This window comes from Micromonospora auratinigra (assembly GCF_900089595.1).
Classification (GTDB): domain Bacteria; phylum Actinomycetota; class Actinomycetes; order Mycobacteriales; family Micromonosporaceae; genus Micromonospora; species Micromonospora auratinigra.
Genome location: NZ_LT594323.1, coordinates 3,494,273 through 3,519,114 on the forward strand (window position 1 = coordinate 3,494,273; position 24,842 = coordinate 3,519,114).

The 24,842-nt window shown below is 72.2% G+C and carries 17 protein-coding genes and 2 tRNA genes; 2 read left to right on the forward strand and 17 right to left on the reverse strand.

All coding sequences use genetic code 11. The annotated features are described in order from the left end of the window. Positions 1 to 380: 380 nt before the first annotated feature. A complete protein-coding gene (locus GA0070611_RS15440; RefSeq protein WP_091664710.1) occupies positions 381 to 1,166 on the reverse strand; it encodes an aminoglycoside phosphotransferase family protein in 786 nt (261 codons plus the stop codon). 312 nt (positions 1,167 to 1,478) lie between these two features. Between GA0070611_RS15440 and GA0070611_RS15445 the strand changes: the two genes are divergently transcribed. Beyond that, complete coding sequence (locus GA0070611_RS15445; protein WP_091664712.1) at positions 1,479 to 2,021, forward strand: dihydrofolate reductase family protein; 543 nt, start codon at positions 1,479 to 1,481, stop codon at positions 2,019 to 2,021. 1,279 nt (positions 2,022 to 3,300) lie between these two features. Here the strand turns inward: GA0070611_RS15445 and GA0070611_RS15450 are convergent. From GA0070611_RS15450 to GA0070611_RS15465, 4 genes are all read right to left on the reverse strand, one after another. Then, positions 3,301 to 3,374 (reverse strand) — tRNA-Ile (locus GA0070611_RS15450). A gap of 110 nt (positions 3,375 to 3,484) precedes the next feature. Beyond that, a complete protein-coding gene (locus tag GA0070611_RS15455) occupies positions 3,485 to 4,723 on the reverse strand; it encodes an NAD(P)/FAD-dependent oxidoreductase (RefSeq protein WP_091664715.1) in 1,239 nt (412 codons plus the stop codon). Further along, the gene (locus tag GA0070611_RS15460; RefSeq protein WP_091664717.1) at positions 4,713 to 6,851 is read right to left on the reverse strand and encodes an MMPL family transporter; all 2,139 of its coding nucleotides are present in this window, start codon (positions 6,849 to 6,851) and stop codon (positions 4,713 to 4,715) included. Before GA0070611_RS15460 ends, GA0070611_RS15455 begins: the two co-directional genes overlap by 11 nt. Positions 6,852 to 7,137: 286 nt before the next feature. Further along, a tRNA-Asn gene (locus tag GA0070611_RS15465) sits at positions 7,138 to 7,210 on the reverse strand. 275 nt (positions 7,211 to 7,485) lie between these two features. Here GA0070611_RS15465 and GA0070611_RS15470 point away from each other — a divergent pair. Beyond that, positions 7,486 to 7,881, forward strand: coding sequence for a hypothetical protein (locus GA0070611_RS15470; RefSeq protein WP_091664719.1), 396 nt, complete (start codon positions 7,486 to 7,488; stop codon positions 7,879 to 7,881). A 59-nt stretch (positions 7,882 to 7,940) separates the two neighbouring features. Here the strand turns inward: GA0070611_RS15470 and GA0070611_RS15475 are convergent, their stop codons facing one another. The 12 genes from GA0070611_RS15475 to GA0070611_RS15530 all read right to left on the reverse strand — a co-directional run bounded on the left by GA0070611_RS15475 (position 7,941) and on the right by GA0070611_RS15530 (position 24,680). Beyond that, positions 7,941 to 8,951, reverse strand: coding sequence for a sugar phosphate isomerase/epimerase family protein (locus GA0070611_RS15475; protein WP_091664722.1), 1,011 nt, complete (start codon positions 8,949 to 8,951; stop codon positions 7,941 to 7,943). Positions 8,952 to 9,192: 241 nt separating this feature from the next. Further along, positions 9,193 to 10,014, reverse strand: a complete 822-nt coding sequence (locus GA0070611_RS15480) for an ABC transporter permease subunit (RefSeq protein WP_091664724.1) — start codon at positions 10,012 to 10,014, stop codon at positions 9,193 to 9,195. Continuing rightward, complete coding sequence (locus GA0070611_RS15485) at positions 10,011 to 10,931, reverse strand: ABC transporter ATP-binding protein (protein ID WP_091664726.1); 921 nt, start codon at positions 10,929 to 10,931, stop codon at positions 10,011 to 10,013. The genes GA0070611_RS15480 and GA0070611_RS15485 overlap by 4 nt, the downstream gene beginning before the upstream one ends. Positions 10,932 to 11,022: 91 nt before the next feature. Next, positions 11,023 to 11,700, reverse strand: coding sequence for a response regulator transcription factor (locus GA0070611_RS15490; protein ID WP_091664729.1), 678 nt, complete (start codon positions 11,698 to 11,700; stop codon positions 11,023 to 11,025). A 55-nt stretch (positions 11,701 to 11,755) separates the two neighbouring features. Continuing rightward, positions 11,756 to 12,991 carry a sensor histidine kinase gene (locus GA0070611_RS15495; RefSeq protein WP_091664732.1) on the reverse strand — a complete coding sequence of 412 codons (1,236 nt, stop codon included), beginning with the start codon at positions 12,989 to 12,991 and terminating at the stop codon, positions 11,756 to 11,758. A gap of 79 nt (positions 12,992 to 13,070) precedes the next feature. Next, positions 13,071 to 15,176: a ThuA domain-containing protein gene (locus tag GA0070611_RS15500; RefSeq protein ID WP_091672981.1), complete on the reverse strand. Its 2,106-nt coding sequence runs from the start codon at positions 15,174 to 15,176 to the stop codon at positions 13,071 to 13,073. Positions 15,177 to 15,235: 59 nt separating this feature from the next. Further along, positions 15,236 to 18,082, reverse strand: a complete 2,847-nt coding sequence (locus GA0070611_RS15505; protein ID WP_091664734.1) for a PQQ-dependent sugar dehydrogenase — start codon at positions 18,080 to 18,082, stop codon at positions 15,236 to 15,238. Between the two features lie 394 nt (positions 18,083 to 18,476). Further along, the gene (locus tag GA0070611_RS15510; protein WP_197676006.1) at positions 18,477 to 19,643 is read right to left on the reverse strand and encodes a Gfo/Idh/MocA family protein; all 1,167 of its coding nucleotides are present in this window, start codon (positions 19,641 to 19,643) and stop codon (positions 18,477 to 18,479) included. A gap of 53 nt (positions 19,644 to 19,696) precedes the next feature. Further along, positions 19,697 to 20,749, reverse strand: a complete 1,053-nt coding sequence (locus GA0070611_RS15515) for a substrate-binding domain-containing protein (protein ID WP_091664738.1) — start codon at positions 20,747 to 20,749, stop codon at positions 19,697 to 19,699. 105 nt (positions 20,750 to 20,854) lie between these two features. After that, positions 20,855 to 21,973 carry an ABC transporter permease gene (locus GA0070611_RS15520; RefSeq protein ID WP_091664740.1) on the reverse strand — a complete coding sequence of 373 codons (1,119 nt, stop codon included), beginning with the start codon at positions 21,971 to 21,973 and terminating at the stop codon, positions 20,855 to 20,857. Continuing rightward, complete coding sequence (locus tag GA0070611_RS15525; protein WP_091664742.1) at positions 21,970 to 23,505, reverse strand: sugar ABC transporter ATP-binding protein; 1,536 nt, start codon at positions 23,503 to 23,505, stop codon at positions 21,970 to 21,972. Before GA0070611_RS15525 ends, GA0070611_RS15520 begins: the two co-directional genes overlap by 4 nt. After that, positions 23,502 to 24,680, reverse strand: coding sequence for an ROK family protein (locus tag GA0070611_RS15530; protein ID WP_091664744.1), 1,179 nt, complete (start codon positions 24,678 to 24,680; stop codon positions 23,502 to 23,504). Before GA0070611_RS15530 ends, GA0070611_RS15525 begins: the two co-directional genes overlap by 4 nt. Positions 24,681 to 24,842: the final 162 nt, after the last annotated feature.

The window sequence follows — 24,842 nt, forward strand, 5'->3', positions numbered from 1 at the left end:
CACGGCGCATATTGCCAGGGCGGTTCGGGTACCGCCCGAACAGATTCACGTTTTCCCGGATCACGTGCCGTTGGTGGACCCGATGTGGGCACAACCCGAACCGCATTCACACTGCTCAGGGGCCTGCCGTGACTGTTGCCGCCGTCCGCAGGCGGGAGTCGTAGGCGATTCGCTACATCAACGTATGGGCCTGCCCGTGTCGTCCGCACTTGCAGGCCCACCTTGTTGTGGACTAACCGGCCTCCGCATGAGCCCGGGTGGGAGCAGGTCGGTACGCCGGGGCGGGCTACATCCCTAACTGCTGCCAGCAGTCACCTGAAACTCCGGACGGGCGGACGTGAGGAACCGGGTGGGCGGACACGATGACTCCGGCCGGGCGGTCAGGCTGGTGACGGACTGTCACCTTGACTCCTGACGCAAGTCCGCGACGTGAACAGGGCTCGGTTGTCCTTGGACCACTGCACGCGGGACGCCAGTTCGTCGCAGAACCCGTCGGCGACCCAGGAGCGCTGTGGCTCCAGCCCTCGTTCGGCCAGTGCACGCACGTTGCGGCCGGTCAACTGCTGCCGACGGATCACTGCCTCGACGAGCCCTTCACCGGTGGCCATGCCGTACTCCTCGGCGAAGAGCTCGATGCGGCGTACGCGGTCCGGTGGTGCCGTGAAGCCCTGCCAGCGCATCGCGTGCGCATCGTCGCGAAATGGTGCCAGGTACTCCAAGGCGTATGCAGCGTCGTCCAGCGCGTCACCCGGCTGGGCGAAGTCGAAATCCACCAAGCCCACCGGCCGCAGGCCGTCCCAGATCACGTTCCACGGCCCGAAGTCGCCGTGGCAGATGACCTCACCGGACTGGGCCGGTCGGTCGGACAACGCCCAGCAGGCCCCATCCGGCGCGACGAACCCGGCCACCGCTTGGTGGTAGTCGCGCAGTAGCCGGGCGAGCGATCGCAAACCGGCCTCGGGCACCGCCCGCTGCCAGCCGACCGCCCCGGACTCGCCCTGGATGAAGCCGAGGACCTCCGTGCCGTCGACCACGCCGAACGGCTTCGGAACGCAGGTGAACCCAACCCCGTGCAGATACTCCAGCAGCGCATGCACCGTCGGAGTCCACCACCCGGCAGGCCGATACACCCGATCATCGACCACGATGATCCGCTGCTGCACCATGCCTCGACAGTAGCCGCCGGCACCGACCGGCCAACCGCGACCGGGGCGGCGTCACCATCCGTAACTACAACACGCCTTCACCTTTGTGTCCGCCCACTCGGAATTCCCGCTGTCCGCTGTCAACTGCTCCCCCAAGGGCGCCTGGCGATAGCCGATGACCTGCCCATAGGCTACCGTGGCTCCCTTCAGCGGAGCGTGCGCTCGGACATCTCGGAGTGGTGTTCGTAGTCGTGGACCAAACAGCGGTGTCTTACGCTAAACCCAACGCATCGCCATCGCGGTGACCGCCGCCGGACCGAAGGACACCAAAGTATGCGTAAGGTCGTGGTCTATGAGCTGCTGTCTTTAGACGGAGTTGCCGAAGAGCCGGGAAACTGGATGTTCGACGTCGATCAGCAGGTCTTCGAGAACCTTTCCAGCGTCATCAGCACGCAGGATACTGTGCTCCTGGGGCGCGGTACGTACGACTATTGGGTTGATTACTGGCCTAGCTCGGACGTCGAACCGTTCGCTACCTTCATCAACCGCACAGCCAAGCACGTCATCACTTCCAGTAAGCCCGCCACCGAGTGGGCTGGGACGCTATTGGTGGATGTTCCGGTCGCCGACTATGTCGCGTCTCTCAAGCGTCAGGAGGGCGCTGACATCGGAGTACACGGCAGCATCAGGCTGGCACAGTCTCTCCTCAAAGCGGGATTGGTCGACGAGCTGCGACTGGTCATCACTCCGACGCTAGCCAACGACGGGCGAAGGCTGTTCGACCACGACGACACGCTGCGCCGGCTGACGCTGCTTGACGCGCAGTCCACACCTTCCGGACACCTGCTCTTGGGGTACCGCGCTCTTCCGGCCTGAGGGCACTCACTGCGACTTCCGGCCCGACCCCCGGCTGGAGCATGCCGGACCTACCCCACGGATGGAACCAATCGCCGATGCGACACGCGCTGACCAAGTCCGGCCGTTCTGCCAAGAGCGACTGCTACCGCCGCATCCGACTAGACCGAAACACGCGCAATCTGCGTCCGGTGGAACCGAGCCCCGATGCGCTCGTGGCTGGTTCGCGCACCGCCACGTCCGCAATCGACGATTCCAACCGTGCAGACAGACGAAAGCCCAGCTCATAATCGAGCTAGCCTCGGTCTTTCACGAGCAATCGATCTTGATGTGAGCCCCGGTTGCGTGATGACGTCGGCCGATGCCTGTTGGTGCAGGGCATGCCGAAGGTCCGGCTCGGGCCGGGTTTCTCCGTCTCCTGGTCGCAGGGTCGCCGTATGAGCGGCTTGATCAGGTCGCAGGCCTGGGGAGTGCCCGAGCTGGGATTCGCCAGCCCGAGCAACCGCGTTTGCGAACCGACTTCCTGCGGGGACCAGATCGATCCGGACGGATGACTGCAGCGCCGCCTGAGGTGATCGTTCGCCGCGAGGCGTTCGCCGCCCGTTTCGGCGGATAGCGCTACGACGTTCGCCGCCGCGTCCGCATCGGTGATCGGCATCTCGACTCACTCCGCCGCTGGCAATTCGATCTTCTCGACGTGGTTCGGGCGGAGCCCACTGGATGGTCATTTGGATGGCACGGAGCGCACGTCTCGTCGCCTGTGTCCTATCTCGTGCACACCGACGGCCGATTCGGGGTAAGCGCAGGCGGTCCGTTCCTCGAGGTCAGCCCATCGATCAACCACCTGATCGAAGGGCACGCGCTCATGGACGAGCTCTACGCCTGGGAGCCTGTACCGCCCAGCTCGCTGGAGGTATGGGTGTGGGTTCCCGCCGACGCCACCAACCCTCACCTCAACAGGCTCCTCGAGACAATGCCCCTTGCACCTGAGGCGTCAGGACCGTGCGATCGATGGTGGCGCTCCAGCGACCTTGCTGTCCGCGTATTCCACGGATGGACAGATCGTCAACCCCGCCCAGCCGGTGTCATGATCTGGGCCGTGACCGTCAGATCTGATGGCCCACGGCGGAGTCTGCACCTGACCGTCGGCGCGCAGCCACATGAGCCGGCCGGTCAGGAGTCTCCACGGTTCGCGCACCGCCACATCGACCATCGAAGACCCCGACCGGCCCCAGACAGACGAAAGTCCAGCTCGCGAACGAGCTCGACTTTCGCTAAACGGACATATCCGATTTGCGGGTGGGGCGGGCGGGACTCGAACCCGCGACCGAGGGATTATGAGTCCCCTGCTCTAACCCGCTGAGCTACCGCCCCGCTACCGCGCCGGATCGTAACCCGCCCAACGGATCACCGGCCACCACCTAACGGACCGGTCGTGGAGATCGGCCCGACACGATGGGCAACGCGAGAATAACAGCGCGCGCTCACGCCGCCCGGAGCGTGGCGAGCACCGCGCCGGCCGTCCGCCAGCCGCTCGCCAGCGCCCCCTGGATGGACGGGCTGTCCCGGTGGTCACCGGCGACGAAGAGACCGTCGCCGAGCGCGACCGGCTTGCGCAGCCGGCCCTGTGGCGGCGGCGCGGCGGGCAGCGCGTCCGGCACGGAGATCGTGGTGAGGTGGCTCCAGTCGGCGGTGGAGCGGCCGTAGAGCCGGTCCAGCTCGCGGCGGATCACCGGCTCGGGCGGGGCCTGCGGGCCGACCACCGAGGTGGCCACCAGGTGCCGGCCGGCCGGCGCGTACGTGGGCACGGCGTTGCTGAGCACCACCGTGTTGGCGACCAGTTCCCGCCGTTCCCCGTCGAGCAGCAGGATCGGTTCGGCCAGCGGCGGAGTGTCGGTGCTGTGGTAGTAGGTGGTGTAGCTGTGCATGCGTACCCGATGGAGGGTGGGCAGCAGCGTGGTGGCCGCCGGCGGGTCCACGGCGACCACGACGGCGCGGCAGGTGATCTCGCCGGCGTCGGTGCGGACCCGGCCGGGCGCCACCTCGGCGACGCGGGTGTCCCGCTCGATCAGCTCGGCGGGCAGCGGCTCGGCGATGGCCGCCGGCAGCGCGCCCATGCCGCGCGCGGGCAGGCCGATCCGGCCCCGGGCGAAGGAGCGCAGGATCATCGCGAGGACGTGGCTGGAGGTCGCCAGTTCCCGGTCCAGGAGCACGCCGGAGAGGAACGGCCGGAGCAGTTCCTCGACGATCGCGTCGGAGAGCCCGGCCCGGCGCAGCGCCGCCTCGCTGGTGGTCTCCTCGGCGGTGAGCAGCCGGGTCACCGGCAGGGTGGCGCAGCCGGCGGCGAGGGCGGCGAAGCGGAGCCGGTCGAGGACCGAGCCGATCCCGGCGGTGACCGTGCCGGGCGTACCGGTGGGATCGCGCAGCGGGTTGACCAGCCGCTCCAGCCGGTCGCCGCGGCGGACCAGCACGCCCGAGGTGAACCAGCCGAGGTCCAGCACCCCCAGGTCGAGCAGGGACCCGAGCCGGGGGTACGCGGTGTTCAGCACCTGGAAGCCCCGGTCCAGCAGGTAGCCGTCGACCCGGTCGGTGGCGACCCGCCCACCGAGCCGGTCGGCGGACTCCAGCAGCCGCCACGGGACCCCGGCGCGGTGCAGCCGGCGGGCGGCGGCCAGCCCGGCGAGACCGCCGCCGACGATGACGACGTCGGCCTCACCGGGCACGGTCCACCTCCGGGGCCACGCGGTCGCCGTCGCGGTGGGTCCGCGACAGCTTGCCCGGCCACCAGATCTTCGGCCCGATGTCGTACGAGAGCGCCGGCACCAGCAGCGAGCGGACGACGATGGTGTCGAGCAGCACCCCGGCGGCCACCGCCACGCCCAGCTCGACCAGCACCACCAGCGGCAGCACGGCGAGCGCGGAGAAGGTGGCGGCGAGCACGATGCCGGCCGAGGTGATCACGCCACCGGTGACGGCCAGCCCGGAGAGCACGCCGGCCCGGGTGCCGCGGCGCACCGACTCCTCCCGCACCCGGCTCATCAGGAAGATGTTGTAGTCGATGCCGAGGGCGACCAGGAAGACGAACGCGAAGAGCGGGAAGGACTGGTCCACACCGGGGAAGTCCAGCACGTACTTGAAGATCAGCGCGCAGAGCCCGAGGGTGGCCAGGAACGACAGGACCACGGTGGCGATCAGCAGCAGCGGGGCGAGCAGCGCGCGCAGCAGCAGGGCCAGGATCACCGCGATGACCAGCAACACCACCGGGATGATGACGTTGCGGTCCCGGGTGGAGGCGTCGGCGGTGTCCACGTTGATGGCGGTGAAGCCGCCGACCACGCTGTCGGAGCCGGGCACCTTGTGCACCGCCTCGCGCAACTCGCGGATGGTCCGCTCGGCGCCGTTGCTGTCCGGCGGGTCGGCCAGGGTGGCGTTGAGCTGCACCCGACCGTCGACCACCTTCGGGGCGGCGTTCTCCTCGGGCGGGCCGGCCTCGCCCTGCCCGGTGACCGGCCGTACCGAGGACACTCCGCGCACGCCCTGGGCCACCTGGGCGACCTGCTGGGCGGTGGCCTGGGTGGTGAAGATGGTGGCCGGGCTGCCGGTGCCGGCCGGGAAGTGCCGGGCGATGACCTCCTGGCCGGCGACCGAGTCGGTGCGCTGGGTGAACAGGTCGGACTGACCGAGGGTGGTGGCGCCGAGCTGGGTGACCCCCACCGCGAGGGCGGCCAGCACGACGGCGGTGACCACCCAGACGGTCCGGGCGCGTCGGGCCACGAAACCGGCGATCCGGCCCCAGATGCCGTGCTCGGTCTGCGGGTCGGCCCGGTCGAACTGCGGCCGGCGCGGCCAGAACGCCCAGCGCCCGCCGAGCACCAGCAGGGCGGGGAGGAAGGTGAGCATCACCAGCAGGGTGGCGGCGATGCCCACGGCGGCGACCGGCCCCAGCGCCCGGTTGGAGTTCAGGCTGGACAGCAGCAGGCAGAGCAGGCTGACGATGACCGTGGCGCCGGACGCGATGATCGCCGGCGCGGCACCCTTCCAGGCGGTCCGCATCGCGTCCCAGGGGCGCTCGTGGCGGTGCAGCTCCTCCCGGTAACGGGCGATGAGCAGCAGCGCGTAGTCGGTGCCGGCACCGAAGACCAGCACGGTGAGGATGCCCTGCGCCTGCCCGTTGAGCTTGATGACGTCGTTCTTGGCCAGCAGGTAGACGCAGACGGCGGCCAGCGAGTACGACATGCCCGCGGCGAGCAGCGGGAAGACCCAGAGCACCGGGCTGCGGTAGACGATCAGCAGGATGATCAGCACCACGACCAGCGTGACCAGCAGCAGCGGCCCGTCGATGGCCGAGAAGACCTCGATCAGGTCGGCCAGCAGGCCGGCCGGGCCGGCGACGTCGACGGTGAGCCCGTCCCGGTCCGTACCGGCGATCTCGCGGAGCTGGTCCACGACGGCGCGGATCTGCTCCCCCTCGGCGCTGTCGATCGGGACGACCACCTGCACGGCCTGCCGGTCCTGGCTGACGATCGGCGGTGGCAGCGGGCCGACCACACCGGACACCTGCGCGAAGCGGGCCGCGTCGGCCTGCACCCGCTGCTGGTCGGCGGGGGTGATCCCGGAGGGGCGTTCGTAGACCACGAGGGCCGGGGTGCTCTCCTTCTCCACGAAGCCCGCGGAGAGGTTCTGCGCCCGGGTCGCCTCGGCGTCGGCCGGCAGGAACGAGGCGTTGTCGTTGGTCGCGACCTCGCCCAGCTTGCCGGAGTAGGGCCCGGCGACACCCCCGATGACCAGCCAACCCAGTACGACCGCCACCGCGACCAGTGTCGCGGCCCAGCGGCTCCGTCCTCCGGCCATCCCCACCCACCCTTGAATCGACGCACCAATCGACGCAGCGGGAGTCTAAGTCGACACCGCCCATCCTGCCGCCCGAAACCACCCTCAGGGGCGGAAACCCCCGTCCCCACCCCCGCCCCCAGCCCTGCGATCTTGCAGTTTCTGCCTTCGGGGCGCCCGGAAAGAGGCTTTCGTCGGGGCCGAAAGTGCGAGATCGCCGGAGTGGAGGCGGGCAGCGGGAGCGCGGGGGTGGGGGGAACGAGAAACGCCCGTCGGCGAGGGCCGACGGGCGCGATGTGGAGCTGAGCTCCCCCGATTGGACTCGAACCAATAACCTGCCGGTTAACAGCCGGCTGCTCTGCCAATTGAGCTACAGGGGACCGTGCACCGCCCGGCTGCCGGATCTCTCCGCGCCGTGCGACGGGCATAAGAGTACAGGACTCCGGGGGGTGGTGCGCCAGGGGGTTACCCGACTTCCCCGGCCGGGCCGCCGCTCCCTCAAAACGGACAAATCGTCATCTCGGCACAAGGAGGTATGAGCAGAGAGCAGGATGGGTAGTTAGCCGCCGACAGAGAATGCAGGCGCGAGATGGCCGGTCCCGCCGGGAACCTCCGGACCGGGAACGGCGGCGCGTCAGGTACGGAAGGAGCCGCCATGCGCGGAAAGATCATGTTTCTTGGCGGGCTGGCTGCGGGATTCGTCCTGGGCGCCCGTGCCGGCCGGGAGAAGTACGAGGAGCTGATGGTCCGGGGCCGTAAGGTGCTCGACCACCCGACCGTCCAGGAGGCGGCAGGCGTCGCGCAGGCCCAGGCGACCCGGCTCTACTCCGAGGGCAAGGACAAGCTGGGGCAGACCAGGATCGGTGAGAAGCTGAGCACCGGCAACGGCAGCAAGCCGGGGCTGACCGACGCCGACAAGCCGTTCGCCGGCACCCCGGCCGCGGTCGGCGCCAAGGCCGGCTCGACCGGGTCGACCAGCGTGACCGGTTCGTCCACCACCAGCACGAGCAGCAAGTCGACCGGCACGGGCACCAACGGCAGCACCCTCTGATACATCCGGCGGCGGGCCGGTCACCACTCTGGTGACCGGCCCGCCGCCGTGTGTCCGTCCTATTCGCGGCTGCTGGAGAAGGCGGCGTCGAAGGCGGCGGCCGGTGCGTCGAAGGCGAGCCGACGGACGAACTGGAGCGCCTCGGGCGCGCCGACCAGGCGGTCCATCCCGGCGTCCTCCCACTCGACCGAGATCGGGCCGTCGTAGCCGATCGCGTTCAACGCCCGGAAGCAGTCCTCCCACGGCACGTCACCGTGGCCGGTGGAGACGAAGTCCCAGCCCCGGCGCAGGTCCGCCCAGGGCAGGTGGGAGGAGAGCCGGCCGCGCCGCCCGTCGCCGGTACGCACCTTCGCGTCCTTGCAGTCGACGTGGTAGATCCGGTCGGCGAAGTCGAGGATGAAGTTGACCGGGTCGAGGTCCTGCCAGACGAAGTGGGACGGGTCCCAGTTCAGCCCGAACGCCGGCCGGTGCCCGATCGCCGCCAGGGCCTGCTTCGTGGTCCAGTAGTCGTAGGCGATCTCACTCGGGTGCACCTCGTGGGCGAAGCGCACCCCGACGGAGTCGAAGACGTCGAGGATCGGGTTCCACCGGTCGGCGAAATCCCGGTAGCCGCGCTCGATCATCGACGGCGGCACCGGCGGGAACATGGCCAGGGTGTGCCAGATCGACGAGCCGGTGAAGCCGACGACCGTCCGTACCCCCAGCTTCGCCGCCGCCCGGGCGGTGTCCTTCATCTCCTCGGCGGCGCGCCGACGGACCCCTTCCGGCTCGCCGTCGCCCCAGATCCGGGCGGGCAGGATGTCCCGGTGCCGCTCGTCGATCGGGTGGTCGCAGACCGCCTGCCCGACGAGGTGGTTGGAGATCGCGAAGACCTGCAGATTGTGCTTGGCGAGGGTGGCCCGCTTGCGGTCGACGTACGAGTCGTCGGCGAGGGCCCGGTCGACCTCGAAGTGGTCGCCCCAGCAGGCGATCTCCAGGCCGTCGTAGCCCCACTCGGCGGCCAGCCGGCAGACCTCGTCGAACGGCAGGTCGGCCCACTGGCCGGTGAAGAGCGTGATCGGTCGCGCCATTGTGCTTCTCCCCTGTGGTGATGGGGGATTCCGTCGCGGACCGGGGCGAGGTGACCGGATCAGGCGACACGGGGAGCCGCCGGTGGGCGCGGATGCGCCTGCACCCGACGGGTTGCGCCGCCCGCCGGACCACCGGCGACCGCACGGTCGCCGCCCCTCACTCTAAGGGCGGCGACGGCGGTGGCGGAAGGCCCGCGCGACCGCGCGGGGGCCCGCCGGGCCGGCGGGCCCCGCGTACGCCTCAGGCGTCGCGGCGGCGCAGCAGCGCGACCGCGCCGCCGAGCAGCACCACCAGCCAGGCCGCGAGCACCGCCGCCCCCGCCCCGGGCGAGAGCAGGTCCGACGAGGACCCGATGCTCATGAACGCCTGACCGGCGTTGGACGGCAGGTACGGGGAGATGACCTCCGACCAGCTCTCCGGCAGCAGCGACACCACCCCGGGCACGACCAGCAGCAGCGCCACGAGGCTGGTGAGCGCGCCCGCGACGCTACGCAGCAGCGACCCGAGGGCCAGGCCCAGCACGCCGACCCCGGCCAGGTAGCCGGCCGTGCCGAGGACGGCCCGCAGCACACCGTCGTCGCCGAGCGAGATGCCCTTGTCGCCGAGGATGGCCTGCCCGCCGAGGAAGGTGAGCAGCGTCGCCGGCACCAGGACGGCGAGCGACACCCCGGCCACCACGGCGACCTTGCCCGCGAGCACCGGCCAGCGCCTCGGTACGGCGGCGAGCGAGGACCGGATCATCCCGGTCGAGTACTCCCCCGCGGCCAGCAGCACGCCGAGCGTGCCGATGAGCAGTTGGGCGAGGTTGACCCCGCCGAGGCTCGCGCCCAGCGGGTCCAGTGAGGAAGGACCACCGGGCGGTGCCGGGGTGCCGGGCTCGATGGTGGCGTCGGACAGGAACGCCGAGAAGCCGAGGCCGAGCGCCGCGAACACGACCACCGTGGCAGCCAGCAGGATCAGGGTCGAGCGCAGCGAGCGGAACTTGATCCACTCGGCGCGGACCACCCGGGGGCCGGTGACCCGGGCGTCGGTGGGCACGGTGGTGGGCAGGGCGGTGGTCATCGCGGGTCCCCTCCAGTGGCGCCGGCGTACTCGACGGCGTCGCGGGTCATGGTCATGAACGCCTCCTCCAGGGAGGCCTCGGTGGCGGTCAGCTCGTGCAGGGTGAGACCCGCCGCGGCGGCCCGGTCGCCGATCTCCTCCCGGCGCAGCCCGGTCACCTCCAGCAGCCCCGGCTCGCCACCGGTGACCGTCACGTCCGGGCCGACCAGCAGGTCCCGCAGGGCGGTGGCGTGCGGCGAGCGCACCCGTACGGTGGTCCGCGACGCCTGCCGGGTGAACTCGGCGAGGGAGACGTCGGCGATGAGCCGGCCGCGACCGACCACGATCAGGTGCTCGGCGGTCTGCGCCATCTCGCTCATCAGGTGGGAGGAGACGAAGACGGTCCGCCCCTCGGCGGCGAGGCCCTTCAGCAGCCCACGGATCCACCGGATGCCGTCCGGGTCGAGGCCGTTGACCGGCTCGTCCAGCATCACCACGGCCGGGTCGCCGAGCAGCGCGGCGGCGATGCCGAGCCGCTGGCCCATGCCGAGGGAGAAACCGCCGGCCCGCTTGCCGGCCACCTCGCGCAGCCCGACCAGGTCGATCACCTCGTCGACCCGGCGTCGGCCGATTCCGTGGGTGGCACCCAGCGCGAGCAGGTGGTTACGGGCGGACCGGCCGGTGTGCACGGCCTTGGCCTCCAGCAGCGCGCCGATCTGGCGCAGTGGGTCGCGGTGCGCCGCGTACGGGCGTCCGTTGACCGTCACGTGCCCGGCGGTCGGGGCGTCCAGGCCGAGGATCATCCGCATGGTGGTGGACTTGCCGGCGCCGTTGGGGCCGAGGAAGCCGGTGACGACGCCCGGCTCGACCCGGAAGGTCAGGGAGTCCACGGCGAGCTTGTCGCCGTAGCGCTTGGTCAGGTCGGTCGCTTCGATCATGCGTCCAACCCTGGCCCGCGTACCCCCGTCGCCGCGTCGGCCCGGCGCGGACACCTGGGCGTACCGCGGGCGCGGTACGCGCGGTGGTCGCCTACCGCGCCGGCGGGTCCGCGCGGACCAGACCGGTCTGGTACGCGATCACCACGAGCTGGGCCCGGTCCCGCGCCCCGAGCTTGGCCATCGCCCGGTTGACGTGGGTCTTCGCGGTCAGCGGGGAGAGCACCAGGCGCTGGGCGATCTGCTCGTTGCTCAGGCCGGCGGCGACCAGGCCCACCACCTCCCGTTCCCGCTCGGTCAGCACCCGCAACTCGTCCGGCGTCGCGCGGGGCGCCGGCTCCGGCTGGGCCAGGAACCGGGCGATCAGCCCCCGGGTGGCCTTCGGGGACAACAGGGACTCCCCGGCCGCGACGGTACGGATGGCGTCCAGCAGCTCGGCCGGCTCCACGCCCTTGCCGAGGAAGCCGCTGGCCCCGGCCCGCAGCGCCTCGAAGACGTACTCGTCGACCTCGAACGTGGTGAGGATCAGCACCCGGACGCCGGCCAGGTCCTCGGCGGCGGTGATCTCCCGGGTGGCGGCGAGCCCGTCCAGGTCGGGCATCCGGATGTCCATCAGCACCACGTCGGCCCGGGTCGCGCGGGCCTGCGCCACCGCCTCCCGGCCGGTGGCCGCCTCGCCGACCACGGCCAGGTCGGGCGCGGAGTCGATCAGCACCCGGAAGCCGGCCCGGATGAGGGTCTGATCGTCGGCCAGCAGCACCCGGACCGTCACTGTGCCGCCTTCGTTCGCGACTGCGGGGCTCGCAAAACCGGCTCACTCCTCGCGCTCACGGGGCCTCCTCGTCCTCGGGTGCGGGCAGCTCGGCGCGGACCAGGAAGCCGCCCTCGGGGCGGGGTCCGGCGGTGAAGGTGCCACCCACCGCCTCCGCGCGTTCCCGCATGCCGAGCAGGCCGAGGCCGGCCCCGGGAGCCGCCGGCCCACCCGCACCGGCCCCGCGGCCCGGCGCGCCCGTCCCGGCATCGGGGCCCGCCGGCACGGCGGGGCCGTCGTCGCGTACCTCGACGCCGAGGCCGTCCGGCGTGTAGCGGAGGCGGACCGCGACGGCCGCGCCGGGGGCGTGCCGGTGCGCGTTGGTCAGCGACTCCTGGATGATCCGGTACGCGGCCACGTCGACCGCGCTGGGCAGCGGCCGGGGCTGCCCGGAGAGGGTCCAGCGCACCGGCTGGCCGGTGGCGAACCCGTCGATGAGGGCGTCCAGTCGGGTCAGGCTCGGCGCGGGTTCGGTGGGCGCGTCCGGCTCCTCGTCGCGGCGCAGCACGCCGAGCACGGTGGCCAGCTCGTCGAGGACGGTCCGGGCGGCCGTGCGGACGTGCCCGAGGGCCTCCTCGGCGGCGTCGGGCCGCTCGCGCAGCAGGTGCCCGGCCACGCCGGCCTGCACGTTGATCAGCGCGATGTGGTGGGCCACCACGTCGTGCAGCTCCCGGGCGATGCGCAGCCGCTCCTCGGCGACCCGCCGGCGGGCCTCCTCCTCGCGGGTCTGCTCGGCCCGGCGGGCACGCTCCTCCAGCACCGCCACGTAGGCCCGCCGGCTGCGTACCGCGTCGCCGGCCGCGACGGCCACGCCGAACCAGAGCAGTAGCACCACCACGGCCGGGTCGAGCCAGGCGACGCCGAGCGCGGTGACGGCCGCCGCGCCGAGCAGCACACCGCTCGCGGCGCCGGCCGCCACCGCGGTCCGCCGGTCGGTCCGGGTCGCCACGGTGTACGCGGCCAGCGCGACCGTGAGCACGAAGGGTCCCCGGGCCTGCTGGGCGAGGAGCGAGGTGACCGCCGCCACGGTGACCACCGCCAGGACCGGCAGCGGGTACCGGCGACGCAGCACCAGGGCCGCGCAGCCGACCAGGGCGAGCAGCACCGCGCCGGTGGTCAGCGGATCGCGCGGCGGACCGCCGGGCGGGTTCACCGGCAGCAGGCTCACCACGAAGAGCAGCGCGGCGAGCAGGGCGTCGCTGACCGTCGGGTGCGCCCGGACGGCCCGGCGCCAGCGCTGCAGGCGTGCCACCCCGTCAAGGTACGGCAGCCTCCGCCGGCCGGGGCGTAAGGAGGGGGCCCGGGTGCGGCCCCCTCCCCCGCCCCTCACCTCACGGCAGTGTCCACCGCTGGTTGGCCGCGCCCGTGCAGGTCCACAACTGCACCGGGGTGCCGTCGGTGGAGCTGTTGCCGGCCACGTCCAGGCACTTGCCGGACTGCGGGTTGCGCAGCGTCTGGTCCGGCTGGGCCGACCAGTTCTGCGCGCCGGTGCCGTTGCAGGTCCAGAGCTGCACCCTGGTCCCGTCGGCGGAGCCGCCACCGGAGACGTCCAGGCACTTGCCGAGCGCCTTGACCGTGGCGTCGGGAGTCACCGTCCAGGTCTGCGCGGCGGTGCCGTTGCAGGTGTAGAGCTGCACCTGGGTGCCGTCGGCGGTGGCGGCGTTGCGGACGTCCAGGCACTTGCCGGCGAGCCCTCTGACCGGGCCGGTGCCGCCCGAGGCGACGCCCCGGACCAGGGTGAAGTCGTCGACGTCGAAGAGCCCCGACCCGGTGCCGGCGAAGGTGAGGTAGAGGTTCTGCGGGCCGGACGGCACCCCGGTCAGGGTGGTGCCCACGTCCGCGTACGTGGTCCAGCCGCCGGTGTTCGGCACCGCCACCTGGCCGATCAGCGGGCCGGTGGGCGAGCCGGTACGCACGCCGAGGGTGCCGCCCGGGCCGCCGGAGACCACCCGGGCCCGCAGCGACGTCACCCCGGTCAGGTCCAGTCCGTTGTACGCGGCCCAGTCGCCCGGGTCGACGTACCCCAGGGTCTGGCCGCCGTTGGCCCCGGCCTTGGTGAACGGGCTGACCCCGCTCGCCGCGCTGTACGCCTCGGCCTGCACGGTGGTGTTGCCGGTGGGGGTGCCGCCCAGCTCCTTGATCCGGACGTTGCGGAACGAGACATCGTCGCCGGTGCCGTGGTTCTGCAGCCCGATGTGCCCGGCCAGCGAGCGGGCCGGGTCGGTGTCGGTGAAGTCGTTGATCTTCACACCGTTGAGGAAGACCTGGAGCCGCTCCCCCTCGACCAGCAGCTCGTAGGTGTTCCACTCCCCCGGCGGGTTGAGCGCCGCGTCCCGGGCGGCGAGGTCGGCGGACTTGAAGGTGTAGACCGCGCCGGTGGTGCGGTCCGGCGAGTCGGTGGCGTCGATCTGCACCTCGTAGCCGTTGTTCACCGCCGACCAGGGGTCACTGGACGGCGGGAAGCCGACGAAGACACCGGAGTTGTCGTCCCCGGCCAGCCGCCAGTCCAGCTTCAGCGAGTAGTTGGTGAACTGCTTCGCGCTGTACCAGTAGAGGCCCATCCCGTCGTAGGAGCTGAGCGTCGCGTCGGCGTTGGTGAAGCCGCCCGGCCCGGCCTGCGACCAGCCGGTGGTGGCGCCGTCGAAGAGCGGCGTGTAGCCGGTCTCGGGGCGGCAGTCGGCCTTCGCGCGGCCGGCCGCGTACCGGATGCCGCCGAGCAGGTGGGCCCGGAACGCGGCGTCCGCGTACGACGCCTGGGTGTGCCCGCCGCCGGTGTAGAAGGAGCGTCCGCCCTGGTAGGTCTTGCACCAGGCGTGCGGGTGGTCGCCGGCCATGGACCCACCGGAGTACGACGACTCGTCCAGGTCGGCCAGCACGTGCGCGGTGGAGCGGGCGTTGGTGCGGTAGTTGTACCACTCGTCGGTGCGTACCCAGCCGCGCGGCAGGTGGGCGGTCGCCGCGTGGGCCCGGTCCTCGACCCGGACGGTGGCCTGCTGGATGGCCGGGTGGGAGGCGAACCAGGCACCCACCAGGTTGCCGTAGAACGGCCAGTCGTACTCGGTGTCGGCGGCGGAGTGCACGCCGACGAACCCGCCACCGGCGGCGATGTACGCCTCGAAGGCGGCCTGCTGGGTGGGGTCCAGCACGTCGCCGGTGGTGTTGAGGAAGACCACCGCCTCGTACTTCGCCAGGTTGGCGGTGGTGAACCGGGTGGGGTCCTCGGTGGCGGTGACGGTGAACGCGTTGGCCGCGCCGAGGTCGCGGACGGCCTGGATGCCGGCGGGGATGGAGTCGTGCCGGAAGCCGGCGGTCCTGGAGAAGACCAGCACGTCGTAGGGGGCGTCGGCGGCGGCCGCCGGGCTGGCCGAGGTGGTGCAGGCGAGGGTGGCGAGGACGGCGGTGGCCGCGCCGAGGACGGGGCGGAGGAGTCTGCGCATGTCGCTCTCCTTGGCGGTGCCGGGACGGGCCCGCGCGACGCGGGCCCGTCCCGTCCGGATCAGGGCAGGGTCCACTTCTGGTTGGCGGCGGCGGTGCAGGTCCACAGGTGTACGGGGGTGCTGTCGGCGGAGTTGTTGCCGCTGACGTCGAGGCACTTGTCGGACTGCGGGTTGCGGACCGTGCCGTCGGCCTGGGCGGACCAGTTCTGCGCTCCGGTCCCGTTGCAGGTCCAGAGCTGGATCTTCGTGCCGTCGGCGGTGCCGCCGCCGGAGACGTCGAGGCACTTGCCGAGCGCCCTGATCGTCGAGCCGGGGGTCACCGTCCAGCTCTGCGCCCCGGTGCCGTTGCAGGTGTAGAGCTGCACCTGGGTGCCGTCGGCGGTGGCGGCGTTGCGGACGTCCAGGCACTTGCCGGCGAGTCCCTTGACCGGCCCGGTGCGCACGCTCGACGTGGTGAAGGTGAACGAGTCCACGTCGTAGAGCGCCCCGGTGCCGCTGCCGGCGAAGGTGAGGTAGAGCGTGGTGGTGCCGGCGGGCGCGCCGGAGACGGTGCCGGTGACGGTGGTGAAGGCGTCCCAGGCGCCGGTGACCGGCACGGTGGCCGAGCCGAGCACCGCCCCGGTGGCCGACCCGGCCCGGATCTGGAGGGTGCCGCCGGCTCCGGCGGAGGAGACCCGGGCGCTGAACGAGGTGACGTTGCCCAGCTGGTACGGCTGGAACGCGATCCAGTCGCCGTTGTTGATGTCGCCGACGGTCTTGCCGCCCTCGGCGGTGGCCTTGTCGAAGGTGTTGATCCCCGACGAGGTCTTGAAGTGTTCCGCCTGGCGGTGCCGGGGTTGGAGGGTCTGCTGGGTGTGGGTGGTGAGGCCGCCCGCGTCGGTGTACTCGGCGTCGAAGATGGCGAAGATGTTCGCCGCGTCGTCGTGCTCGCCGTCGACCGGGATGCTGATCGAGCCGGTGCAGCCGGTGGCCGAGGTGATCTGGTGGCCGTGCTGGTCGTGGCCGAGCACGTAGGTCATCTTGACCTTGGCGCAGTCGATCGCGCCGTCCTCCGGGTCGGTGACCGTGATGCCGAACGGCACCGTGTCGCCGAAGGAGAAGAGCTGGCCGTTGCCGGGGCTGGTGACGGTGACCGTGGGCGCGGTGTTGCCGACGCTGATCACCACGCTCGCGGTGCCGGTCGCGCCCTGCGGGTCGCGGACGGTCAGCGTCGCGGTGTACGTGCCGTTGCTGGTGTAGGTGTGCGACGGGTTGGCGGCGGTGCTGGTGCCGCCGTCCCCGAACGCCCACGACCAGGTCAGCGCCCCGCCGTCGGGGTCCGCCGACCCGGCCGAGGAGAACGCCACGGTCAGCGGCGCGACCCCGGACGTCTTGTCGGCCGCCGCCTTGGCGACCGGGGCGCGGTTGCCGCCGCCGACGTAGTCGAAGCGGTAGAGCGCCGAGTTGGCGTCACCGTTGAAGTAGCCGGTGCCGTAGTCGAGCACGTAGTAGGACCCGTCGGGCCCGAACGCCGAGTCCATCACCTGCTTGCCGGTCCACGGAAAGGCGTCGATGGTGCCGGGTGAGCCGTCGGCGTTCAGGTGGATCGGCTTGATCCAGCCGCGACCGAACTCGGTGGCGAAGAACTGCCCGTCGAAGGACTGCGGGAACTTCGTGGTGGAGGTGGAGGCGGCGTCGTACCGGTAGACCGGGCCGGCCATCGGCGACTCGGAGCCGCCGCCGAACTCGGGCGGGCTGCCGGCGTCGCCGCCGTACCGGATCCAGGCGGGTTTCGCGCCCGGCAGGGTGCCCTGGCCGGTGTTACGGAACGAGTTGTTGGTGGGGCCGCCCGTGCAGTTGTACTTCGCCCCGGCGGTGCCGGCCGCGAAGTCCCACTCGGCGTACGTCTCGGCGGCGGTGTTGGTGCCGGTGCAGTACGGCCAGCCGTAGTTGCCGGGGCCGGTGACCCGGTCGAACTCGACCTGCCCGGACGGGCCCCGGGCGGAGCTGGTGCCGGCGTCCGGCCCGTAGTCACCGACGTAGACGATGCCGGTGGCCTTGTCCACGCTCATCCGGAACGGGTTGCGGAAGCCCATCGCGTAGATCTCCGGGCGGGTCTTCGCGGTGCCGACCGGGAAGAGGTTGCCGGCCGGGATGCCGTACGAGCCGTCCGCGTTCACCTTGATCCGCAGGATCTTGCCGCGCAGGTCGTTGGTGTTGCCGGCGCTGCGCTGGGCGTCGTAGCCGGGGTTGCGGTTGGTCCGCTCGTCCAGCGGGGCGTAGCCGGCGGAGTCGAACGGGTTGGTGTCGTCGCCGGTGGAGAGGTAGAGGTTGCCGGCCGCGTCGAAGTCGATGTCCCCACCGACGTGGCAGCAGAGTCCCCGGTCGGCGGGCACGTCGAGGACGTCGACCCGGCTCGCCTGGTTGAGGGTGAAGTCGGCGTTGAGCGTGAACCGGGAGAGCCGGTTGACGCCCTGCCAGGCGGAGAAGTCGGTGCCGGTGGCGGGGGCGTCACCGGTGGGTGTCGAGAGCGGCGGCGCGTAGTAGAGGTAGATCTGCCGGTTGGTGGCGAAACCGGGGTCGACGCCGACGCCCTGCAACCCCTCCTCGTCGTGGGTGTAGACGGCGAGGGTGCCGACCACGGTGGTGGTGCCGGCGGCGTCGGTGCGGCGCAGGGTGCCGTTGCGGGCGGTGTGCAGGACGGAGCGGTCGGGCAGCACGGCCAGCGACATCGGCTCGCCGGTCTCGGCGACGCCTCGGGCCAGTTCGACCTGCTGGAAGTCGGCGGCGGTGATGGTGTGCGCGGACGCCGGGACGGGCGCCGCGGTCAGGGCCACCGCGCCGGCGGCGGCCGCGAGCAGCAGCGCGGAGCCGGCGGACAGCCATCGTCGGGCGGGGCGGAGGTGGGGATGGGGGTGGTGAGACATGCGTCTGCTGTCCCTTCCGGAGGCGGACGGCCAGGGTCGGGCGCGCGGAGGCGCGCCGGATGCCGGAGCGGGGGATGCTGCGCGGGCCGCCGGGTGGGAGACCGGCCGGCCGTGACCGCCGGAGGTTGCGGCGACGGTCACCTGTCGAGGTGGGGTGGCGGGGCCACGGTCGGTCCGGTGCGGCCGGGGAATCCCGGTCCGGCCGCACCGGACGGCCGTGCTGGTCGTGCCGGGCCGGAGACCGGTGGCACGCGTCCCGGGCCGGCCCCGTCCCCGCCGCGGGGCGCAATCCGCGGCGGGTCCTCGCCGGCCGACGCCGGGACGCCCTGGTCGGACGGCGTCTGCCGCCGACGGGTGTGGTGGTGGGGCGCCCCGTCGGGCGGGGCGCCGGCGCTCACACGGTGGCCAGGACGGGCTCCACCTCCGTCCAGGCGCCCCGCTCGGCGGAACGGGTCACCGCGTCCAGGACCAGTTGGACCTGCAACGCGTCGGCGAACGAGGGCGTCGGGTCGGTGCCGCTGGCGACCGCCTCGACGAAGTCGCGCATCTGGTGGGTGAAGGAGTGCTCGTAGCCGATCAGGTGGCCGGGCGGCCACCAGGCGGCCAGGTACGGGTGCTCCGGCTCGGTCACCAGGATCCGGCTGAAGCCCTGCTCGGTCACCGGCCGGTCGGCGTCGTAGAACTCCAGCTCGTTGAGGCGTTCCAGGTCGAAGACCAGGGTGCCCCGGGAGCCGTTGACCTCCACCCGCAGCGCGTTCTTGCGGCCGGTGGCGAAGCGGCTCGCCTCGTACGTGGCCAGCACGCCGCCCTCCAGCCGGGCGACGAAGACGGCGGCGTCGTCCACGGTCACCGGTCCGGTGCCGTGCCCGTTGCCGCCGGCCTGCGCCGCCAGCCCGCTGGACCCGGCCGGCAGCGGCCGCTCCTTGACGAAGGTCTCGGTCAACGCGCTGACGCCGCTGATCCGCCGGCCGGTGACGTACTGGGTGAGATCGATGATGTGCGCGCCGATGTCGCCCAGCGCGCCGGAGCCCGCCCGGTCCTTCTGGAGCCGCCAGACCAGCGGGAACTGCGGGTCCACGATCCAGTCCTGGAGGTACACCGCGCGGACGTGCCGGATCTCGCCGAGCCGCCCGTCGGCGACGAACCGCCGCATCAGCGCCACCGCGGGCACCCGCCGGTAGTTGAACCCGCACATCGCGCGTACGCCGTCGGCCCGGGCGCGTTCGGCGGCCGCCACCATCTCCCGGGCCTCGTCCACGCTGTTGGCCAGCGGCTTCTCGCAGAGCACGTGCTTGCCGGCGGCCAGCGCGGCGAGGGTGATCTCGCAGTGGCTGTCCCCCGGGGTGCAGACGTCGACCACGTCGACGTCGTCGGACTCGACGAGCCGCCGCCAGTCGGTGGTGTACCCGGCCCAGCCGAGCCGGTCCGCGGCGGCGGCCACCTTCGGCTCGTCGCGGCCGCAGACGAGCGCCATCCGCACCCGCGCCGGCAGGTCGTACACCCGGTTCACGGTGCGCCACGCCTGCGAGTGCGCGGCCCCCATGAACGCGTAGCCGACCATGCCGACCCGCAGGAGTCTGTCGTGACTGGACAAGGTGGGTCTCCCCCCGTGTGTCAGAACCCGAGCTTCAGGTAGTCGCCCGCGTTCTCCTTGGTGATCGTCTCGGAGGCGAGCACGATCTCCTTCGGTACCTGGAGTTCCACCAGGTCGGACAGGCCCTTGCCCTGCCCGATCAGGCGGGCGAGGGAGATGGCCGAGGAGGCCATCGACGGGCTGTAGGTGACGGTGGCCTTGAGTACCGTCCGGTCGGCCTGGATGTCCTCGATGGCCTTCTTCGAGCCGGCCCCGCCGACCATGAAGAACTCCTTGCGGTTGGCCTGGGCGACGGCGGCGAGCACCCCGATGCCCTGGTCGTCGTCGTGGTTCCAGAGCGCGTCGAGCTTCGGCAGCGCCTGGAGCAGCTGCGCCGCCTCCTGCTGGCCCGAGTCGGCGGTGAACCGCGCGGCCCGCCGGTTGGCCACCTTCAGCCCGGCCTGGGCCAGCGTGTCGGCGAAGCCCTTCGACCGTTCCTGGGTCAGCTCCAGCTCGTCCATGCCGGCGATCTCGGCGATCACCGGGTTGCTCACGCCCTTCGCCTTGAGCTGCTCGGTGATGTACGTGGCGGCGGCCACGCCCATGCCGTAGTTGTCCCCCTTGATCTGCAAGCGGTACGCCTTCGCGTCGGGGAACGCCCGGTCCAGGTTGACCACCGGGATGCCGGCCTTCATGGCCTCCAGGCCGAACGCGTTCAGCTCCTTGCCGTCGTGCGGCAGCAGCACGATCACGTCGGGCTTCTGGGAGATCAGGGTGGACAGCGCCGCCCGCTGGGCCGCCGCGTCCGCGCCGGCCTCCACGGTCTTCAGCTCCACGTCGGGGTACGCCGCGGCCTGCGCCTTGGCGTTGTTGGTGATGGCGGCGATCCAGCCGTGGTCGGCGGCCGGCGCGGAGAAGCCGATCGTCACCTTCTTGCCGGGCTCGTTGTTGCCGCCCGCCGGGGCCGCCTTGGTCTGGGCGGCGGTGGGTGCGGTCTCGTTGCTGGTGCAGCCGGCGAGCAGCACGCCGGCGCCGACGGCGGCCCCGCCGAAGAGCAGACCGCGGCGCGACAGGTCGCGACCCTGAGTGGTCATGACGGCCTCCTGGATGAGGTGGTGTGGTGGTGTGGGTGTGGGTGCTCCGGGGCGCGGAGGGCCGGACCACCGTCGGGTGACGGCGGCCGGTCGGCTCCGGTGGGGTCAGGCGGTGGTCGCCCGGTTGCGGGCGAGGAACTGGGTGAGGCTGCGGAACTGCACCTGCTGGACCAGGACGGCGGCGACGATGATGCCGCCCTTGACCATGTTCTGGGCCTCGGTGGTGAGGCCGTTGATGGCGAAGAGGTTGGTGATGGTGGCGAAGATGACCACCCCGAGCAGGGAACCGATGATGGTGCCCCGCCCGCCGCTGAGCAGCGTGCCGCCGATGATCGCCGCGGCGATCGCGTCCAGCTCGTAGAGGTTCGCCATCGCGGCCTGCGCCGAGGTGGCCTGGGCGGTGAGCATGATGGCCGCGATGCCGCAGCACAGCCCGGACAGCGCGTAGAGCAGCACGGTGTGCCGCCGGACGTCGATGCCGGCCAGCCGGGCCGCCTCCGGGTTGCCGCCGACGGCGACGGTCCGGCGGCCGAAGGTGGTCCGGTTGAGCAGCACCCAGCCGGCCGCGACCACGGCGGCGAGGATGAAGACCAGCAGCGGTACGCCGAGCAGGTTGGTGCTGGCGATCCCGTTGATCACGTCGTTGGTGGAGACCTGCGTCTGCTTGCCGGAGATCTGCGCGGCCAGGCCCCGGGCGGCGACCAGCATCGCCAGGGTGGCGATGAACGGCACCAGCCGCCCGTACGCGATGAGCACCCCGTTGACCAGCCCGACGGCGACGCCGACGGTGAGCGCGCTGAAGACCATGCCGGCCGCGCCGTAGCTCTGCGTCGCCACGGTGGTGCACCAGACCCCGGCCAGCGCCACGATCGCCCCCACCGACAGGTCGATGCCACCCCCGATGATCACGAAGGTCATCCCGACGGTGACCACGCCGACCACGGAGGCCAGCTTGAGGATGCTGAGCACGTTGTCCCAGACCCAGTCCGGGTCGGTGTAGAGGTCGGAGCGGGTGAGCGCGCCGATCACGATCAGCGCGACCAGCACCCCGATCAGGGCCAGGTTGCGCCGGGCGCCCTCGCCCTGGTCGCCGTGCCACCAGGAGAGCCGGCCGGCCGGGGCGACCCGCTGCCCGGGCCGCGCGGCCGGGTCGACCGGCGGGGACTGCGCGGGCAGGGCCGCGGCGGGCTGCGGCGCGGTGGTGGTGGGCGGGCGGTCGCTCATGCCGGTGCGCCTTCCATCAGGGACCCCGCCATCACGAGGTCGAGCACGGTGTTCTCGTCGAGGTCGGCGGCCGGGGCGGTGCGGACGATCCGGCCCTCCCGCATCACCAGCACCCGGTCGGCCAGGCCGAGCACCTCGGGCACCTCGCTGGAGACCAGCAGCACGCCGACGCCACGATCGGCGAGGCCCCGGATCACCTGGTAGAGCTCGGCCCGGGCCCCGACGTCCACGCCCCGGGTCGGCTCGTCGAGCAGGAGCAGCCGGGTGTCGCCGAGCAGCCAGCGCCCGACCACCACCTTCTGCTGGTTGCCGCCGGAGAGGGTGCGCACCGGGCGGCGTACGTCGCGGGGGCGCAGGTCGAGGCGCTCGGCGATCCGCTCGGCCTCGGCACGCTCCCGGCCGGTGTCGGTGAGGCCGGCGCGGGCGTACCGGCCGAAGGTGGCGAGTGTGACGTTGCGGTGCACCGGCTCGTCGAGCAGCAGCGCCTGGCTCTTGCGCTCCTCGGGGGCCATCCCCAGGCCGGCCCGGACCGCCGCGCCGACGCTGCCCGGACGCAGCGCCCGACCGGCCATCCGGACGGTCCCCGCCTCGGCCCGGCGGGCGCCGTAGATCGTCTCCAGCAGCTCGGAGCGGCCGGAGCCGACCAGCCCGGCGATGCCGACGATCTCCCCGGCGCCGACGGTCAGGGACACGTCGGCGAACTCGCCGGCGCGGGTCAGCCCGTCCACCCGCAACAGCTCCGCGCCGGTCGGGGCGGCGGTGGGCCGCGCCGGGAAGACGTACTCGATGCTCCGGCCGGTCATCCGGGCGACCAGGTCACGGGTCGGGGTGTCGCGCGCCGGCAGGTTCGCCGCCGTGGTCCGGCCGTCCTTGAGTACGGTCACCCGGTCGCCGATCTCGCGGATCTCCGCGAGCCGGTGCGAGATGTAGACCACCGCGATGCCCTGGGCGGTCAGCTCGCGGACGATCCGGAACAGGTTGGCCACCTCGTCGTGGGCCAGCACCGCGCTCGGCTCGTCCATGATGATCAGGCGCGCCTCGTGGGAGAGCGCCCGGGCCATGCTGACCACCTGCTTGCCGGCCGCCGGCAGGGCGCGGACCAGGCGGTGCGGCGGGATCTCGGCGTGCCCGAGGCGGGCGAGGATCTCCCGGGTCCGGCGGGCGGTGTGACCGCGTCGGATGAAGCCGAGCCGGCGCGGCTCGTGGCCGAGGAAGGCGTTCTCCGCCACCGAGAGGTCCTCGACGAGGTCGAGTTCCTGGTAGATGGTGGCGATGCCGGCGCGCATGGCGGCCTGTGGGTCGGCGAAGGCGACCGGTTCGCCGCGCCAGCGCACCTCCCCGGAGTCCGGCCGGTGCACGCCGGCGAGCACCTTGATCAGGGTGGACTTGCCGGCGCCGTTCTGCCCGAGCAGGCAGTGCACCTCGCCGGCGCGCACCTCCAGCCCCACCCCGTCCAGCGCGCGTACGCCGGGGAAGGTCTTGACCACGTCGGTGAGGCGCAGGACCACCTCCCCCGCGACGGTGCCGGTCATGCCGCCTCCCCGAAGGCGAGTTCGCTGGCCAGCACGGCGGCTCCGGCGACCCCGGCGCGCGGGCCGAGTTCGGAGAGGACCACCGGCAGGTTGCCGGTGGCCAGCGGCAGCGAGCGGCGGTAGACCACGCTGCGGATCTCGGCGAGCAGGATGTGGCCGAGCTGGGCCAGGCCGCCGCCGATGACGATCATGGACGGGTTGGTGAAGCTGACCAGGCCGGCCAGCACGCCACCGACCCGCCGGCCGCCGTCGCGGATGAGCCGGATGCAGGTGACGTCCCCCTCGGTCGCCGCCTGGGCGACGTCGAGCGCGGTCACCGCGCCCCGGGCGGCCAGCCGTTCCGCCAGGGCCGGGGACGCCTCGGTACGGGCGACGGCGGTGGCCTCCCGGGCCAGCGCGGCCCCACTGAACACCGCCTCCAGGCAGCCGAGGTTGCCGCAGGAGCACATCGGCCCGTTCGGGTCGACCTGGATGTGCCCGATGTCCCCGGCACAGCCGTCGGTGCCCCGGTAGACCTCGCCGTTGAGGTAGATGCCGCAGCCGATCCCGGTGCCGATCTTGACGAAGAGGAAGTCGTCCACCGAGTGCGCGACGCCGCCGTGCCGCTCACCGATCGCCATGATGTTGACGTCGTTGTCCACCACGGACGGGCAGCCGTGCTCGCGGGTCAGCAGCTCACGGACCGGGAAACGGTCCCAGCCCGGCATGATCGGCGGCGACACCGGCACCCCGTCGCGGAAGCTCACCGGACCGGGCACGCCCACGCCCACCGCGTCCAGCCGCTCGTACGCGCCGTCCGCCCGGGCCTTGTGCAGCAGCTCGTTGACCCGCTGGAGCGTCACCTTCGGGCCGGAGCGGATGTCGGCCGGCTCGGCGTACGCGGCCACGGGTTCGAGGCGGCCGTTCACCACCTCGACGTCGATCGAGCTGGCGCCGAGGTCGACGGCGGCGAAGCGCAGCCGCGGGTTCAACTCGACCAGGGTGGAGCGGCGCCCGCCCCGGGAGGCGGCCAGTCCCGCCTCGGCGACGTAGCCGAGGCCGACCAGCCGTTCCACCTCGGCCACCAGGCGCGGGCGGGGCATCTGGAGCCGGTCGCCCAGCTCGGCCCGGGACACCGCGCCCTCGTCGCGCAGCAACCGCAGGAGCCGTACGTGCAGGGGATCTCCGGTCCGCACCGGGACTCACCTCGCATCGGAGTCGGTCACATCGACGGAACGCCGATGTGTCGTGCCCGACACAGTAGGAGCCTTCCGATTCACCTGTCCATAGCTTCGGCCGATTCCGACTGAACTTTTGTCTCATGAAGCAAAAGTCAGCAGTGGATCAAGAAAAGTTCC

Excerpts from the sequence above, each read along its gene's own strand:
- GA0070611_RS15440 (WP_091664710.1), bottom strand. The coding sequence starts at position 1,166 with ATGGTGCAGCAGCGGATCATCGTGGTCGATGATCGGGTGTATCGGCCT.
- GA0070611_RS15445 (WP_091664712.1), top strand. The coding sequence starts at position 1,479 with ATGCGTAAGGTCGTGGTCTATGAGCTGCTGTCTTTAGACGGAGTTGCC.
- GA0070611_RS15460 (WP_091664717.1), bottom strand. The coding sequence starts at position 6,851 with ATGGCCGGAGGACGGAGCCGCTGGGCCGCGACACTGGTCGCGGTGGCG.
- GA0070611_RS15470 (WP_091664719.1), top strand. The coding sequence starts at position 7,486 with ATGCGCGGAAAGATCATGTTTCTTGGCGGGCTGGCTGCGGGATTCGTC.
- GA0070611_RS15475 (WP_091664722.1), bottom strand. The coding sequence starts at position 8,951 with ATGGCGCGACCGATCACGCTCTTCACCGGCCAGTGGGCCGACCTGCCG.
- GA0070611_RS15480 (WP_091664724.1), bottom strand. The coding sequence starts at position 10,014 with ATGACCACCGCCCTGCCCACCACCGTGCCCACCGACGCCCGGGTCACC.
- GA0070611_RS15485 (WP_091664726.1), bottom strand. The coding sequence starts at position 10,931 with ATGATCGAAGCGACCGACCTGACCAAGCGCTACGGCGACAAGCTCGCC.
- GA0070611_RS15500 (WP_091672981.1), bottom strand. The coding sequence starts at position 15,176 with ATGCGCAGACTCCTCCGCCCCGTCCTCGGCGCGGCCACCGCCGTCCTC.
- GA0070611_RS15505 (WP_091664734.1), bottom strand. The coding sequence starts at position 18,082 with ATGTCTCACCACCCCCATCCCCACCTCCGCCCCGCCCGACGATGGCTG.
- GA0070611_RS15510 (WP_197676006.1), bottom strand. The coding sequence starts at position 19,643 with ATGGTCGGCTACGCGTTCATGGGGGCCGCGCACTCGCAGGCGTGGCGC.
- GA0070611_RS15515 (WP_091664738.1), bottom strand. The coding sequence starts at position 20,749 with ATGACCACTCAGGGTCGCGACCTGTCGCGCCGCGGTCTGCTCTTCGGC.
- GA0070611_RS15520 (WP_091664740.1), bottom strand. The coding sequence starts at position 21,973 with ATGAGCGACCGCCCGCCCACCACCACCGCGCCGCAGCCCGCCGCGGCC.
- GA0070611_RS15525 (WP_091664742.1), bottom strand. The coding sequence starts at position 23,505 with ATGACCGGCACCGTCGCGGGGGAGGTGGTCCTGCGCCTCACCGACGTG.